This window comes from Novosphingobium sp. AP12, from assembly GCF_000281975.1.
Lineage (GTDB): Bacteria > Pseudomonadota > Alphaproteobacteria > Sphingomonadales > Sphingomonadaceae > Novosphingobium.
This window is the reverse complement of record NZ_AKKE01000139.1, coordinates 90,387-105,223: the sequence shown is the minus strand read 5'-3', so window position 1 is coordinate 105,223 and position 14,837 is coordinate 90,387. Positions and strand designations below refer to the sequence as shown.

The following is a 14,837-nucleotide window of genomic DNA, read 5'->3' as shown; positions in this document are numbered from 1 at the left end:
GAGCCTATGGCTGCCGCCATCGGCGCCGACATGCCCGTTACCGAGCCGGTGGGCTCGATGGTGGTCGACATCGGCGGTGGCACCACCGAAGTCGCGGTACTTTCACTGCGCGGTCTCGCCTACACCACGTCGGTGCGCGTGGGCGGTGACAAGATGGACGAATCGATCGTCTCCTACGTCCGCCGCCATCACAACCTCCTGATCGGCGACGCCACGGCGGAGCGCATCAAGAAGGACTACGGCATCGCGATCATGCCGGCCGACGGCATCGGCGAGACGATCCACATCAAGGGACGCGACCTCGTCAATGGCGTGCCCAAGGAGATCACCATCTCCCAGGCGAACATCGCAGAAGCCCTGGCCGAACCGATCGGCGCGATCATCGAGGGCGTGCGCATCGCGCTCGAGAACACCGCCCCCGAACTCGCCGCCGACATCGTCGACCAGGGCATCGTGCTCACCGGCGGCGGCGCGCTGATCCAGGGCCTCGACCAGTACCTGCGCGAGGAAACCGGCCTGCCGGTATGCGTCGCCGAGGACCCGCTGTCCTGCGTCGCGCTCGGTACCGGCCGCGCCATGGAGGACCCGATCTATCGCGGCGTCCTGATGTCCGCCTGATTGATTGCGGGAGCGTCTGCCGGGCTCCTTGGCCCGGCCGTCCTCCCCGACGTAAGCGGCGCACCTATCCTGCTCGGTGACGCCGCTAAGATGACAGGAGTGCATGGCGCATGGCACCGCCAGCAAATCGGCGCTCCGGCTTTTCGCGCAGGGCGCAATACACGACGTTCTTCAGCTATGCCGCCGGCGTCATAGGCGCGGTGGTGGGCCTGATCCTGCTTGTCGTGGCGATCGTCAGCCCCGGTACCTTCGCCGGCCTGCGAGGCGCGGCCGCCGACGTGACCGAACCGGCCGCGCAGACGACTGCCGGCGCCCGGGCCACCGGCAAGGATTTCATCGGCACCATCTCGGGCTTCTTCAAGACGGGTAGCGAGCACGCACGGCTCAAGCGCGAGCTTGCCGAGGCCAAGGTCCGCCTGGTCGAAGCGCAGGCCACCAAGGATGAAAATCGCCGCCTCAAGAAATTGCTCGATTTGCGCGAAGGTGACGCGCAGCCGGTCGCCTTCGCGCGTCTAGTCGGGTCGACCGGAGCCAGCTCGAGGCGTTTCGCGACGCTGGGCGCGGGCGCCGATCGCGGCGTGATAAAGGGCATGCCGGTCCGTTCGTCCATGGGACTGGTGGGCCGCGTGCTGGAGGTCGGCGCGTCGAGTTCGCGCGTACTGCTCATCACCGATACCGAAAGCCTGGTTCCGGTTCGCCGAGCGCGAGACGGTATCGCCGCATTCGCGCAAGGCCAAGGCGACGGCACCATCCGCATCCGCCTCGTCAACCTGGGACTCAATCCGCTGCTCAGGGGCGACGTCATGGTTACCACTGGCTCGGGTGGCCTTTACCGCCCCGGCACGCCGATGGCGGTCGTGACGGATCTGCTCCGCGACGGCGCCATTGCCCGTGTGCTCAGCAACCCTTCGGACACAGACTACGTGATCGTCGAAAGGGCATGGGCACCCCCGCCGCCTCCGCCGCCCGCCGACACCCAGCCCGGAAACCGATAGGCATGGCGCTGTTACCCCGCCCGGACAGCGTGGCCAGGCCAAGGATAAACCGCCAGCCCTCCGCTGTGGTGGCGCGCAGTCTTCCGTGGCTCACGGTGATGCTGGGGTCGATGGCGCCGGGCTGGCTGCTCATCGCCTCGGCGCCCGTACTGCCTCCGCTGGGCTTCCTGGCGTTCGTCGCCTGGCGGCAACTGCGTCCCGGACTGCTGCCGGTCTGGGCGGGCCTGCCGCTGGGCCTGTTCGACGACCTGTTCTCTGGCCAGCCGTTCGGCACCGCGGTCATGCTGTGGTCAATCGCCGCGATCGTGCTCGACGTGATCGAGGCGCGGCTGCCTTGGCGCAATTTCCTGACCGAGTGGCTGGTGGCGATCGGGCTGATCATCGCCTATATCGCGCTGTGCCTCGGCATCTCCAACATAGCCGGGGCCTCTGCCCCCTTACGCATCATTGGTCCGCAACTCGTGATTTCGGTGTTCTCCTACCCGCTCGTCGGACGTTTCGTGGCCCTCGTCGACCGCTTTCGGCTCACGCCCTTCGTGCTCATTCGATGAAAATCGACTTCCGGCGCTGGATCCGTCAACCGCATGTCAGCGCGGGCACGCTCCGCAACAGCTTCGACCGTCGCAGCGTGGTCATAGGAGCGATACAGGGCGGGATCGGCGTCCTGCTGGCCTCGCGCATGACCTACCTCTCGGTGTTCGAGAATGAGAAATACAAGCTCGAAGCCGAGAGCAACCGCGTAAACCTCTCGCTGGTTCCGCCGCGCCGGGGATGGCTGCTGGACCGCCACGGGCAGCCGCTCGCCTCCAACCGCGCCGACTTCCGTGTCGACGTCATCCCCGAGCAGATGAAGGACGCCGACCGCACCATCGCCGAACTCGGCAAGTTGCTTTCGCTCTCGCCCATCGACCTGCAGGACCTGCAGGACAAGATCGACAAGGCCCACGGCTTCGCCCCCGTGGAAGTCGCCACCGGCCTCGACCTTGAGCGCTTTTCCGCCGTCAGCGTGCGCCTGCCCGACATGCCGGGCGTCGTCACCCAGCGGGGTTTTTCGCGCTTTTATCCGACTGGCCCCTCCGTCGGTCATCTCATCGGCTACGTCGGCGCCGCCTCGGCCGAAGAGTACGAGAAGGACCACGACCCGGTCCTGATCACGCCGGGGTACAAGGTTGGCAAGGACGCGCTCGAGAAAATCTTCGAGAAGGAACTGCGCGGCAAGCCCGGCGCCCGGCGTGTCGAAGTCACCGCATCGGGCCGCATCGTGCGCAACCTCGACACGCGCGAGGACGTGCCGGGCCAGACCATAAAGCTGACGGTCGATGCAGGCATACAGGACTACGCCGCCCGCCGCATCGGTCCGGAATCGGCGGCGGTCGTCGTCATGGACTGCCGCAACGGCGACGTGCTCGCGATGGCCTCGATGCCCAGCTACGATCCCAATAGCTTTTCCGACGGGATCGGCCGCCTCGAATGGAAGATGCTGTCGGACGACGACCATGTGCCCCTGCGCAACAAGGTGCTGCGAGGGCTGTACCCGCCCGGCTCGACGGTCAAGCCGATGGTCGCGCTCTCCTTCATGGAGGCGGGGCTCGACCCTGACGAGTCGGTGTTCTGCGGCGGCGGCCTGCGAGTAGGTAACCGCGTGTTCCACTGCTGGCAGCGGCGCGGCCACGGTTCGGTCAACATGGCCAAGGGCATCTACCAGAGCTGCGACGTCTACTTCTATCACTTCGCCCAGCGCATCGGCATGGACCCGATCGCCGCAATGGCCGGCCGTCTGGGACTGGGCCACGAATTCGAATTGCCCGTCGTCGGCCAGTCCTACGGCACCGTGCCCAACCCGGCCTGGAAGCTGAAAAAGTACGGCAAGGAGTGGCAGACCTTCGATACGGTGAATGCCACGATCGGCCAGGGCTACTTCCTCGTGAATCCGTTGCAGCAGGCGGTCCAGGCGTCGCGCCTCGCCAGCGGACGGATCATCATGCCGCGCTTGATCCATGGCCGTGACGACAAGCCCGCGCCCTCGCTGGGCGTGCCGGCGGAGCACCTCGCCTATATTCACCAAGCCATGTCCGACGTAGCCAACGGGCCCGGCTCCGCGCCGCACGCGCGGCTGCCCTTCCCCGACATCAAGCTCGCCGGCAAGACCGGCACGGCGCAGGTCGTCGGCCTCAATATCGGCAACGGCAAGGGTGGACAGTGGAAACACCGTGACCATGGCCACTTCATCTGCTTCGCCCCGGCCGAGAACCCGATCTACGCCTGCTCGGTCGTGGTCGAGCATGGCGGCGGCTCCGGCGCGGCCTACCCGATTGCGCGTGACGTCCTGACCTACGTCTTCGACAAGCAGAAGGGCATGGACATCCTGACCGAGCTCGAGAAGAATTGGGGCGGCACTCCTCAGGAGCGCCTCGATGCCCGCTACCGTGCCTATTCCGCGCAATACGGCGTAGGCGCGCCTGCGGTCTCGCCCGACGCCGTCCAGCAGGCGGAAACCGTTCCCGAGCCCCGCCAGCCCATCGTCAGCGATGCCCAATCCCCTGCTCCCGAACCGGACGCAGCAGCCAATGCACCCGCTGGCACTGCCTCGCCCGTTGCACCGGTTACGCCCGGCAACTCTGGAGGAAACCCGCAGTGAGCCGTTCGATCGTTCCCGAGGCGATCTCGCGTCAGCCGTGGCAGATGCTCATCCCGCTCTGCGGCCTGGTCTGTCTCGGCGCAGCAGTGCTCTACTCCGCGGCTGGCGGCGGATTGCAGCCCTATGCGCTGAGCCATGTCGTGCGCTTCTGCGTATTCCTGGTCATGGCGATCATGATCTCTCACACGACCCGCAACCTTTTCCGCCTGGCCGCTTACCCGGTCTATGGCGGCATAGTCGTCCTCCTTGTTCTGGTGGAACTCATAGGAGCCGTCGGCGGGGGCAGCCAACGCTGGCTCAATCTGGGGGTGATGACGCTTCAGCCGTCCGAGCTTATGAAGCCGGCGATCGTTCTCGTGCTCGCACGCTTCTACGAGACCCTGCCCCACGCGATGACCGCGAGCTGGCGCGGCCTCGTACCCGCGGGCGTTCTGATCGGGGTCCCCGCGCTTTTCGTGATGATCCAACCTGATCTCGGCACGGCGCTGGCGATCTGCTTCGGCGGCGTGGTGACGATGTTCCTTGCCGGTCTGCCCCTCTGGTGGTTCGTCAGCGCAGCCGGTGCCCTCATGGTGATCGCACCGCTTGCGTTCTTCACCCTGCTCCACGATTACCAGCGCAACCGTGTGCTGGTGTTCCTAGACCCCGAGAGTGATCCCCTCGGCACAGGGTACCACATCACACAGTCCAAGATTGCGATCGGCTCGGGAGGCATCTTCGGCAAGGGTTTCGGAAACGGCACGCAGAGCCATCTGCAATACCTACCGGAACCGCACACCGACTTCGTCTTCGCCACCATGTCCGAGGAGTGGGGCCTTATGGGCGGTCTCTTCGTACTAGCGGTCTTTGCGATCGTCCTGGGCTGGGGCATGGGTGTCGCCCGCCGAGCGCCGGACCGGTTCTCCAGCCTCCTGGCTGCCGGCGCCACGGCGACGATGTTCTTCTACGTCATGATCAACCTGATGATGGTCATGGGTCTGGCACCGGTGGTCGGTATCCCGCTGCCGTTCATGAGCCACGGCGGGACGTCGATGCTCACCAACATGATCTGCCTCGGCACGATCATGGCGGTAAACCGTTGGAATCAGGGACGCGGCTCGCTTCGTTGAGCTATCCTGAAAACTTTTTCAAATTCCCTCTTCCCATACCCGAAACAGGCTTTATAGGGGCCTCTCCGCCGCCAAGCGGAGGGTCGAAAGACCCCTCGAGGCAGGTAGCGTGGACGCATAGCTCAGTTGGTAGAGCAGCTGACTCTTAATCAGCGGGTCCTTGGTTCGAGCCCAAGTGCGTCCACCATACCTACCTCCCACCCACTCCGTGGGGACGCATAGCTCAGTTGGTAGAGCAGCTGACTCTTAATCAGCGGGTCCTTGGTTCGAGCCCAAGTGCGTCCACCACCCCCCAATATCACGCCGCATTGAAAGCGCCTCTTGCCGGGTGCATTTTCACGCCTGCATGATGGTGATGCCGTAGGTTTCGCCTAGCTCCTCGATCACGCGCCCCTTGAGCGCGGAGATGAACTCCACTCCCACCTTGTCCTCCCGCAGCCAGCGCACCCGCGCTTCGATCGGCTTGAGGTGGGCGATCGTCAGGCGGACGTCCTCACCGGGGACGAAGCCGTCGGAGCTGCCGACGATACTGCAGCCACCTTGCGAAATGTCGCCAAGTTCCACCGGGAAGACGTGCCAGCTGGACTTGCGGCAGCGGGCTTGCAGCAGGACCGTGCGACGCGTGCTGAGCCGGTCACCGTTTTCATTCTCCTGCACGCACACTCCCCTCAGCGCCCATAGAGGAATTCACGTAGCAACAAGAAGTAAACCCGGAGTTTCAGTTGCCGACGGGATCGGGCTCGATATCGCCGTCGGCGGCGACCGGGGGAGCACCCGTCGCCGCAATCTGCGAATCGATGGCTTTCGCCTTCTTGACAATCGTCTTGCTCACGCTGTTGTAGCGCTCGTCGAAATCCGGCTCGCGGCTGCAGCCGCCAAGTACGGCCGCAATCATGACGACAGGGGCGATGAGCCGGCGCATCAGTAATCCTTCTTGATACGCACGTTGACGCTGTTCACGCCCGAGCCGCCCGCCTGGCTGAGTACCGAGAGCCACTTGGTGACACTCACTTCCAGCTGCGTGGCGGTGAAGCCGCGCGCGTCAGTGATCAGTTCCACGTAGATGTCGTCGGTAAGGTACTGGCCCGCCGCCAGCGCCGTGCCGCGGCCGCTCGCCTCGTCGGCGCCGAGGATGCGGAGCCGGTCTATTCCCGTCGCGGAGCGTAGCTTGCCAAGCGGGTTCAGCCCGCCGCCGCTGCCGCGCAGGGAATTGAGCGAGGAGGCGAGCTGCACGGCCTGGAGCGCCGAGAGATTGGCGATCGAGCTTCCGAACAGGATGCGCGACAGAACTTCGTCGTCGGGCAGGCTGGGTGTCGACGAGAAATCAATCTGCGGATTGAAGGCTTGGCCGCTGACATTCACGCTTACCGCGATATCCTCGATATCCTCAGTCGCCGTGATCGCCACGGTGGGATCGATCGTGTTGCCACCAGTGAACGAGACCAGTCCCTTGGTAATTTCGAACGACTTGCCGGCGAAGCCCAGCGTTCCCCGGACCAGTTCCACTTCGCCAGAAACGGAAGGCGCGGCGCTTGTCCCGGTCACGCGGAAATCCGCGCTCCATTCGGATTCGAGGCCCATGCCCGAGACATAGAGCTTCTCCGGCGCGCGCAAGCGCAGGTCGAGGCGGATGAGGGCGAAGGCGCTGGAGGCAGTGGGCGCCGGCTCGTCACCGGTGATGCGCTTGGGGCCGACGGGCGGCTTGAAGCGCACGCCGGTAAGACGCGGAACCTGGGCCGAGCCTTCACGCACGATCTGGTAGCGGGTTTCCGGAAGCCTGATCTCGCCTGCCAGCAGGGCAGTCTCGCCCGCTGCCTTGGTGAGGTGCAGATTGCCGGTTGCAGTGGCCGAGAGCGCGTCGCTGCGCGCCAGACGGGCGCGGTCAAGCTTCACGTTGATATCCATCGGGTAGCCCGCGTCCGCCGCGAGGCTGACGTTGCCGCTGGCGCTTACCGTGCCATCTCCGGCGCGCGCGGTAAGCGAGGTGAGTTCAAGCGTGCTCCCGGTGAACTTGCCGGAAAGCGCCATCGAACTGAGACGGGTGCCGTAGGCCTGGTTCTCGTAGACAAGATCGCGGCCCTGGACGACGCCGTTGATGCACGGGTCGGAGACGCGGCACGAGAAGTCGGCCGCAAGACCGATTGGACCGGAGAGCGTCTGGCCGGAGAGGCCGGCGAAGGAGAACAGGGTATCGGCGGGCCCGTTGTAACGGATGCCGCCTCCCAGCGGTGCCTCCATCAGGCGCGTGCTCCACGAGCCCGTTCCCGGCGCGAGCGGCTTCAAGCTCGCGACCATGCGGCCGATCACGGTCCCGCGGCGGCGGAATACCATACGGGTCTCGCCGCCGTCGTCGAGCAGCTTGCCCACGAAGTTGATGTCTACCGGCTGACTGACGGCGCTTGAGCTGGTGCGGGTGAAATTGTCGAGCGTCAGGCGCGCGTCGGCGTGCGGGAACGCGGCCGAGTTCGCCTGCTCGAAATCAAAGCTGCCGCTCGCCTTGCCGCCGATGCCGTAGCCCGGCGCGATCGCGTTGATGATTGCCATGTCGATGCCTTCGAGCCGGCTCTGGATCTTCATCCCATCGCCGTAAGTGCCTGCGACCTTGGCACTGCCGCCGCCGAACGCGATCTGGGTAGGGAGCAGCTCGTAGGTTCCGTTCTTCGGAACGATCCGCGCGGGCGTAGTGGTCTTCAGCTCGAGGCCGCGCACCCTGCCTTGCAGCGCCACGCGCCACAATTCAGGCTGGAGGTCGGCATTGACACCGACGCGGAACGTGACGCCGCTCACGCCTTCGATCAGGCCCTTGGCTTTGCCGCGACCATCGCGGTAATCGACGATGACGCGTGCGGCGGCAAGATCGAGCGCACCGATCGTCGTCCCGGCAAGCTGCGCGTCGGCGACGATATAAGGCTGGTCGTAGAGGACGGCACGCCCGTCGATGATGGCTGAGCCGATCGTAAGGTTCGCCGGTCCGGCAAAGGTCGCGTTCTGGGCACGCAGGTTGAAGTCCACGGCCTGGTACTTGCCCTCAGCGTCGAGGCGAACGAGGCCGCCGATGCCATTGCCGTTCGCAGTGAGCTGGCCGGAGAACGGCCCACTCTTCGTCTGGATTATCCTGCCCGCGAAATCGACACCTGACAGGTTCGCCTTGTTGATCTGCACCGAAGTAGCGGCGCCCAGCCCCAGGTTCACGTCGGCCGTCAGCGGACCGTAGTCGGTGTCGGCCTTGGCATCGAGATGATACCCGCCTCGCGCCCCGGTGATCCTAGCATCGAGATTGGCGAGACCAATACCGAGGCCCGGACGCTCCGCGGTGATGTGGGCGTCGGGGTTCTGGATCGTGCCGGTCACGCGAACACCAAGCGCCCCGTACTGGGTCGACGTACCATTGGCGGCAAGGGAAATGCGGCCGCTCGGCGACCAGCTGCCCTGCCCGTTCGTGACGCGCAGCAGCGGTGCATTTAGGCGCACCGACGAAAAACGCGCCACTCCATCGGAACTGTAGCGCACATTCGAAGAGGCGGAGAAATTACCGCCGAGGTACGTTTGCAGGCTTTCGTTCAGCAGCCGCGTCGAGCGCGCGCGTATGGTGCCCTGCAAGGCGAAGCCCTGAGCCTCCGTCTTGAGGTCCATGTTGGTGCGTATGTTGAAGATACCCACGCTGTCGACACGGTAGTTGTCGATCTTGCCGTCGACCGCGCCGGTGTAGAGGCCCTTGCTCATGTCCGCGAGCAGGATCAGCTTGGCGTCGATGCGGTTCGAGCGGATGCGCATGTTGTCCGAGAGGATGCGCGGCCCCTCGATCGCGAGATCGCCGTTGAGGCTGACGTTGGCGAGCGTGCCGCCGGCCACGGTATCGAGCCCGGTAATACGGCCGACGCGGGCGGCGACGGGAATGAGGATGTGATCGGCATCCACCGTGACTGCGCCGCTCGCGGTGAGGTTCTCAAGTCCCATGTCGTTCATCACCACACGCCGCGCGGCGATCTGGTAATTCACCTTGGGGGTGGCAAAAGCGCCGTCGAGCGCAAGGTTGGCGCTGATGCCAGCGCCGCTGAGGTTTTCGGCGAGGGCAGACGGCTTGAGCAGCACGAACGCGAGCTTGAGATCGTCGAAGCTGTTCTGAGAAAGGTCGACCACGCCGTTGGGCGTCAGGTTGAAGGCGTCGCTGGAGATCATGCCTGAAAGCGTCGCCCGACGCTTGTCGAAGGCGGCCACGACGTCGAGGTTCATGACCGGGCCGAGCAGGTTCGCGGTGGGGCCGGTGAACAGCCGTGCAATCCGCGTGGGGCCCTTGATCGCGAAGGTGCCGTTCCGGGCGGTCAGCGCCAGCCTCGCGAGATCGCCGTCGCCGAGGTTCGCTGCCAGGTTGCCGTTCCACGCGGCCCAGTCCCCCTTGCCGGCAAGCTTGAGTGTGATGGGATCCTTGAGGCCGCCCAGCGTTGCGATGAGACCTCCCCTCGGCGCGTCCATGTCGAGGTCGATATCGAGACGGTTGCGTTCCGGAACCGCGTCGAGGAGCACGGTGAAGCGGTCTCCGCCACCCTTGCCTTGCACAGCGATGGTGCCGCCCCTGGCGTTGATCTGTGCCCGCCCGTCGGCGATGTGCGCGTGTCCCGAGACGGTCATGATCCGGCGTTGGCCGGACACCGGGGGCTCCGCCACGAAGCGGTCGATGCGCAGGTTTCCGATGTCGATGTCGAGGTCCGGCAACAGTGGCGCATCGCTGGGCGGTGTCGCGCGGAACTGGGGAGAGCGGCGCAGGACGACGCGCTGAGCCGTGGCGCTGCGGACGTCGACGTGGTTCTCGAGATAGGCGAAGGGGCGCCAGTCGACACGGATTTCAGGCGAGTAAAGGAATTCGCCGCGCAAGTCGCGGACGGAGAGGCCGCGCAGGATCATCTTGCCGTAGAGCGACCCGTCAATGCGGGCCACCGAGATGCGCATGCCGTTCTCGAACTCGAGGCTGGCGATCTGATCGGCAACGAAACGGCGCCCGGGTCCGGTATTGATGCCCAGCACCACCGCAACTACGAAGGCGACGACGGCGAGCAGTAAGAATACGACCGTCTTGAGCGCCCTCACGCGGATCTTGTGCCAGCGTGAGGGGCCGGACGGTTCGATTTCGGTTTCGGTCGAAACGGTATCCACCTGCGGTTCGGTGCCCTGGTTGTCGATGTCGTCGGGGCCGGGCATCAGAACGCCTGCCCGATCGAGACGTAGATATTGAAGCGAGACTCGCCCGGCTTGCGGCCGAGCGGGGTCGCAAGGTCGAGCCGGACGGGGCCGAAGTTCGTGTAGAAGCGGCCGCCGATACCCACGCCATAGCGCAGGTCGGAGAACTGCGGCATCGTCTCGCGGTAAGCCTGGCCTGCGTCGACAAAGGCGACGACGCCGTAGTTGCCGAAGCGGTAACGCGCCTCGAACGAGCCTTCGTTCAGGCTGCGCCCGCCCACCGGATCGCCGTCGGGCGCCTGCTCGCCGAGCGCCTGGTAGGCGTAGCCGCGCACCGAACCGCCGCCGCCCGCGTAGAGACGCCGCGACGGCGCGATGTCGAACAGCCCGGCGCCCTGGATAGTCCCGAGACGAAGGCGCGCTGCGAGCACAAGGGCATCGCTCACCGAATAGTAGGTCGAAGCGTCCAGGCGCGCGCGGAAGTAGGGATCGAAACCGTCGCGCATGGTTGCCTCCGGCTGAAGCAATGCGGTCAGACGGTAGCCCTTGGTAGGATTGAGCAAGTCGTCAGAAGTGTCGAACCCGACTTGTCCGTTCAGCCCTGCTACGTAGTAGGTGTTGCGCTTGCGGTCGCCGGTCGCGACGTCGTAATCGGTTTCCGCCGTGGCCAGGAACTCGACTCCGTAGGCGTACGTGTAGCGCTTCTGCCAGATCGGCGTCGAATCGCGGGCGATGCGCGCCGCGATGCGGCCGGTGTAGGCGCTATAGGCGTCATAGTCGTTGTGGAACGCTTCAGCGACGAGTTCAAACGTGCGATCGCGCTTACCGGCATTCGAGCGCCGGAAGGTGACGCCCGCGCCCTGCTGGCGCGTGCCCAAAATGGCATTGCCGATCAGGGCGCCCTCAGGCGGGAACATGTTGCGATGCGTCCAGGTAGCCTGCGCGGTGACACCCTCCCCCGCCGCATAACCCAGCGATCCCGAGATGGTGCGGGGCGGCCCGGCATCCTGCTTTACGTAAAGGTCCACGTACTGCGTACCGTCGCCAACGGCGCTGTCGGTCTTGCGCGGCTCGACCGAAACGGTCGAGAACAGGCTGGTGGCGACAAGCGCCTTGCGCAGGTCGTCCACCTTGCGGCTGTCGTAGAGCTCGCCGTGCTTGAAGCGGGCGAGCACCTTTATGTGGTCGCCATCGAACGCGAGGTCACCGTCCGTGGTGAATCCGCCGAAGCGGCCGCGGGGACCTATCGTCACCGGCAGGGTGTAGACGCCCTCGGCGGTGTCCTTGTCGAGCAGGATGTCGCGCTGGCCGACGACCGCGAAAGGATACCCGTTCTCCGGCAAGGCCACGGCGATCTTGGCTTCCGCGCCCTGCACGCGCTCGGCTACGATCGGTTCCCCGACCTTCAGAGCAAAGTTGTCCGCGACGAGGTTCGGTGGTTCGGTGGGATCGGCCTTGAGCACGATGTCCGAGAAGACATAGCGCTTGCCCGGCGTCACGGCGATCACTGCGGACATTTCCGGGTTTGCCTGATCGGCAGGCGCATCGAGCCGCGTCCGGATCGATGGACTGTACCAGCCCTCGGAAGCCAGCACGGTCTCCATCAACTGGCTGTCTTCGGTCAGTCGCGCCGAAATCATGGCTGTGTTGGCGGCCTTGCCATCGCCTTTCTTGAGCGCGGAAAAAGAATCGAACTCACCCTTGAGACTTGTCTCGGTTTCCTTGTCGGCGAGATCGAGGCCCTGGAGATCGACGCGGTAGCGGACTTCGACATTCTTTTCATCGGCCCCTGCATCCTCGGCGAACTGGACGGGGGTGACCTCGAACTGGTCGATCGGGGGCAACGGAGCGTTCAGCTCGGCGTCTCGGACCGGGGCATCGCCGACTTCCTCGGCAGTGTCGCCGTCCGCCAGCGCGGGATCGCCGAGCGGCGCGGCCTGGCCCGCCTCCGGCTTGGCGCCCGACTGCTGTTCGGCCACGCGGCGTTCGAAAGCCTCGATCGATTCCAGCGGCTTGTCGAGCTCCGGGTCGGCGGATGCATCGAGACTTGGAATCGAGGAATTGAACTCTGCGTCGGGGATAATGGCATCCACCTGCGGCAGTGGCGGCTCGGCCGGCGGCGGCGGTACCGGGACCTTGCCCGCTTCGAGGTCGATGGCATCCGAAGCCGTCGGTGCGGGTTCGGCGGAGGTGCTCGCCGGTGCTTCCTGTGCGGCGGCGGGGACGGCAGCCGAAATGGCCGCAGCGGTGAGAACAATCGCGATGGCCCTGCTCGCGCAACTGTCGCGCAGACGCAGGGAACAAGCCGCCCGGTGGTCGATTAGCCTAGACATGGACAACGCGACGAATCACCCCTTTGCCGGGCCGGCATGCCCGACCCCTCCTGAAAATGCGTATCGCATCGCCTCCGCGAAAGTTCCCTCGTTCACACAGGCCAATGATGAATAACGCAAATATCGTCGAAGAAGAACCCGTGGCAGGTTCGGTGGCGGAGGTCGACGAAACGCCGGGACATGACGCCAACAGCCCGTGGAAGATGCCGCGTGCCGCGTGGTTCCGGGTTCTGAAGCGCGTCTGGGTCATGGTCGGCTTCCACGAATTGGGCCTGCTCTCTGCGGGCCTGGCGTTCTACGTTTTCCTCGCATTGACGCCGCTGATCGCGGCCACCGTCATGGTCTATGGTCTGGTCGCAGATGTGGAGATGGTGCGCAAGCAGATGGCAAGCATCGTCGACGTCGTGCCGGCGGACGTCGCAAGGGTGCTGGAAGAGCAACTTCTGAACATCATCTCGACCAACTCCGGCGTGACGGGGATTGCGTTGGTGATTGCGCTGTTCTTCGCGGTCTACGGCGGCATGCGTGCGGCCGGCGGCATGATGAGTGCGCTGAACATCATCAACGAGGAGCGCGAGACGCGCGGTTTCATCTCGATCACCCTGCGCACCGGCGGCCTGACGCTGGCGGCGATCCTGCTGGCGCTGACAGGTGTGCTGTCTGGCGGCGTCTTTGCCTGGCTTCAGACCCAGACCAGCGTCTACCTCGGTGGCCTGACGCAGGTGCTGTTCAAGCTGCTGACCTGGGCCTTCGCCGTTGCACTGGGCAGCGCGGGTTTCGCACTCATCATGCGATACGGCCCCGACCGCCGTCCCGCCAAGTGGCGTTGGCTGGCCCCCGGCTCGCTATTGGCGACGCTGCTGTGGCTGGCGGTTTCCTTCGGATTCTCACTCTACGTCGCCTACATCAGCAACTACAGCGCCACTTACGGCTCACTGTCGGCCATCGTGGTGTTCCTGATGTGGCTGTTCCTGTCGGCCTACGGCGTGCTGCTGGGAGCACTTCTCAACGCCGAAATCGAGCGGCAGACCTTCTGCGACACCACCACGGGCCCGGCGCGCCCAGCCGGCGAACGCGGTGCGGTGCTTGCTGATCTGGTCGACGATGCCGTGCCGTCCTTCGAGCAATTGGAGAAACGCAAGCGCCGGCGCGCGGATACCGAGCGGCGCAGGGCCGACGCCGGAGTAAAGCCCGGCGTGTGATCGCCACCGGCCGCAGCATCTCGCCTGCAATGGCGTGATCGACGCTGCTTACCGCCGCGTCATGACTTCGCCAGCGCAGCCGGGATTGGTGCATCGGCCCTTCCGGCCGCTCTTACCGAGCGCAGCGCAAAGCCCGCGTAGAACCCGGTGAGAGCCTCCAATGAATAGTTCGCCATGGCATCGATCGGCGAACCGTCCTCGTGCCGATACCAGTCCGCGCCCGAGTTGAGCATCCGCATCACGGTCGAGATCGTCAGGTAGCTGTCGATGCCGGCGTGGAACTGCCCGGCGGCCACACCTTGCTCCAAGACGGTGCGCCAGGCCTCGAACGCTTCCTTGCGCGCCTTCATCAAGTATCCGAAGTCGGCGCTGCGGCGGAAGAATTTCCGCTCGTTGAAGATGATCGCGTAAGCCTCGATCCGGTCCGCCAGCGCAGCCAATTCCTCCGCGACGAGCGAAACGAAACGTGTCTCCGCGTCGTATTCGGCGGCCGCGATCCGCAGCGCCCGCTCGCGCTGGTCGAGCGCGGCGTCCCGCACGATCTGGTCCAGCATCTCCTCCTTCGTCGCGAAGTGGTGATAAAGGCTGCCCGAGAGGATGTTCACGTCGTTGGCGATCTGGCGCACCGTCGTCGCCTCGAAGCCAAATTCGGCGAAACGCCGCGCCGCCGCCGCAAGGATGGCCTCGCGCCGATCCGCCTGGCCCGCCCTGCGAGTGCCTGCCGGCCTGCCTCTTTCCGCCTTCGACGCCACCTTGGATCCTTCTTC

General features: G+C 65.3%; 11 protein-coding genes and 2 tRNA genes. 8 read left to right on the top strand and 5 right to left on the bottom strand.

The window, feature by feature from the left end; translation table 11 throughout:
- The 7 genes from PMI02_RS20420 to PMI02_RS20390 form a co-directional block, all read left to right on the top strand.
- Positions 1-618 (top strand): rod shape-determining protein (locus tag PMI02_RS20420; RefSeq protein ID WP_007686439.1); only part of this gene is annotated, 618 nt, incomplete at its 5' end.
- A 110-nt stretch (positions 619-728) separates the two neighbouring features.
- On the top strand, positions 729-1,613 hold the full coding sequence (gene mreC / locus PMI02_RS20415; protein WP_007686438.1) for a rod shape-determining protein MreC: 885 nt from the start codon (positions 729-731) through the stop codon (positions 1,611-1,613).
- 2 nt (positions 1,614-1,615) lie between these two features.
- Positions 1,616-2,164, top strand: a complete 549-nt coding sequence (locus PMI02_RS20410) for a hypothetical protein (protein ID WP_007686436.1) — start codon at positions 1,616-1,618, stop codon at positions 2,162-2,164.
- Positions 2,161-4,251, top strand: coding sequence for a penicillin-binding protein 2 (mrdA, locus tag PMI02_RS20405; protein WP_007686434.1), 2,091 nt, complete (start codon positions 2,161-2,163; stop codon positions 4,249-4,251). Before PMI02_RS20410 ends, mrdA begins: the two co-directional genes overlap by 4 nt.
- Positions 4,248-5,360 carry a rod shape-determining protein RodA gene (gene rodA / locus PMI02_RS20400; protein ID WP_007686432.1) on the top strand — a complete coding sequence of 371 codons (1,113 nt, stop codon included), beginning with the start codon at positions 4,248-4,250 and terminating at the stop codon, positions 5,358-5,360. The genes mrdA and rodA overlap by 4 nt, the downstream gene beginning before the upstream one ends.
- Before the next feature lie 111 nt (positions 5,361-5,471).
- Positions 5,472-5,547 (top strand) — tRNA-Lys (locus PMI02_RS20395).
- 25 nt (positions 5,548-5,572) lie between these two features.
- A tRNA-Lys gene (locus PMI02_RS20390) sits at positions 5,573-5,648 on the top strand.
- 48 nt (positions 5,649-5,696) lie between these two features.
- Here PMI02_RS20390 and PMI02_RS20385 read toward each other — a convergent pair.
- The 4 genes from PMI02_RS20385 to PMI02_RS20370 form a co-directional block, all read right to left on the bottom strand.
- Positions 5,697-6,017: a PilZ domain-containing protein gene (locus PMI02_RS20385; protein WP_007686431.1), complete on the bottom strand. Its 321-nt coding sequence runs from the start codon at positions 6,015-6,017 to the stop codon at positions 5,697-5,699.
- A 61-nt stretch (positions 6,018-6,078) separates the two neighbouring features.
- A complete protein-coding gene (locus tag PMI02_RS20380) occupies positions 6,079-6,282 on the bottom strand; it encodes a hypothetical protein (protein WP_007686428.1) in 204 nt (67 codons plus the stop codon).
- The gene (locus PMI02_RS20375; RefSeq protein ID WP_007686427.1) at positions 6,282-10,556 is read right to left on the bottom strand and encodes a translocation/assembly module TamB domain-containing protein; all 4,275 of its coding nucleotides are present in this window, start codon (positions 10,554-10,556) and stop codon (positions 6,282-6,284) included. The genes PMI02_RS20380 and PMI02_RS20375 overlap by 1 nt, the downstream gene beginning before the upstream one ends.
- Positions 10,556-12,868, bottom strand: coding sequence for an autotransporter assembly complex family protein (locus PMI02_RS20370; protein WP_007686425.1), 2,313 nt, complete (start codon positions 12,866-12,868; stop codon positions 10,556-10,558). The genes PMI02_RS20375 and PMI02_RS20370 overlap by 1 nt, the downstream gene beginning before the upstream one ends.
- 104 nt (positions 12,869-12,972) lie before the next feature.
- Here PMI02_RS20370 and PMI02_RS20365 point away from each other — a divergent pair, with 104 nt between their 5' ends.
- Entirely contained in the window at positions 12,973-14,070 is a 1,098-nt protein-coding gene (locus PMI02_RS20365; RefSeq protein WP_238539124.1) for a YihY/virulence factor BrkB family protein, read from the top strand.
- Between the two features lie 59 nt (positions 14,071-14,129).
- On the opposite strand, the gene PMI02_RS26020 is transcribed toward PMI02_RS20365, so the two are convergent.
- Positions 14,130-14,822 carry a TetR/AcrR family transcriptional regulator gene (locus PMI02_RS26020; RefSeq protein ID WP_007686422.1) on the bottom strand — a complete coding sequence of 231 codons (693 nt, stop codon included), beginning with the start codon at positions 14,820-14,822 and terminating at the stop codon, positions 14,130-14,132.
- Positions 14,823-14,837: the final 15 nt, after the last annotated feature.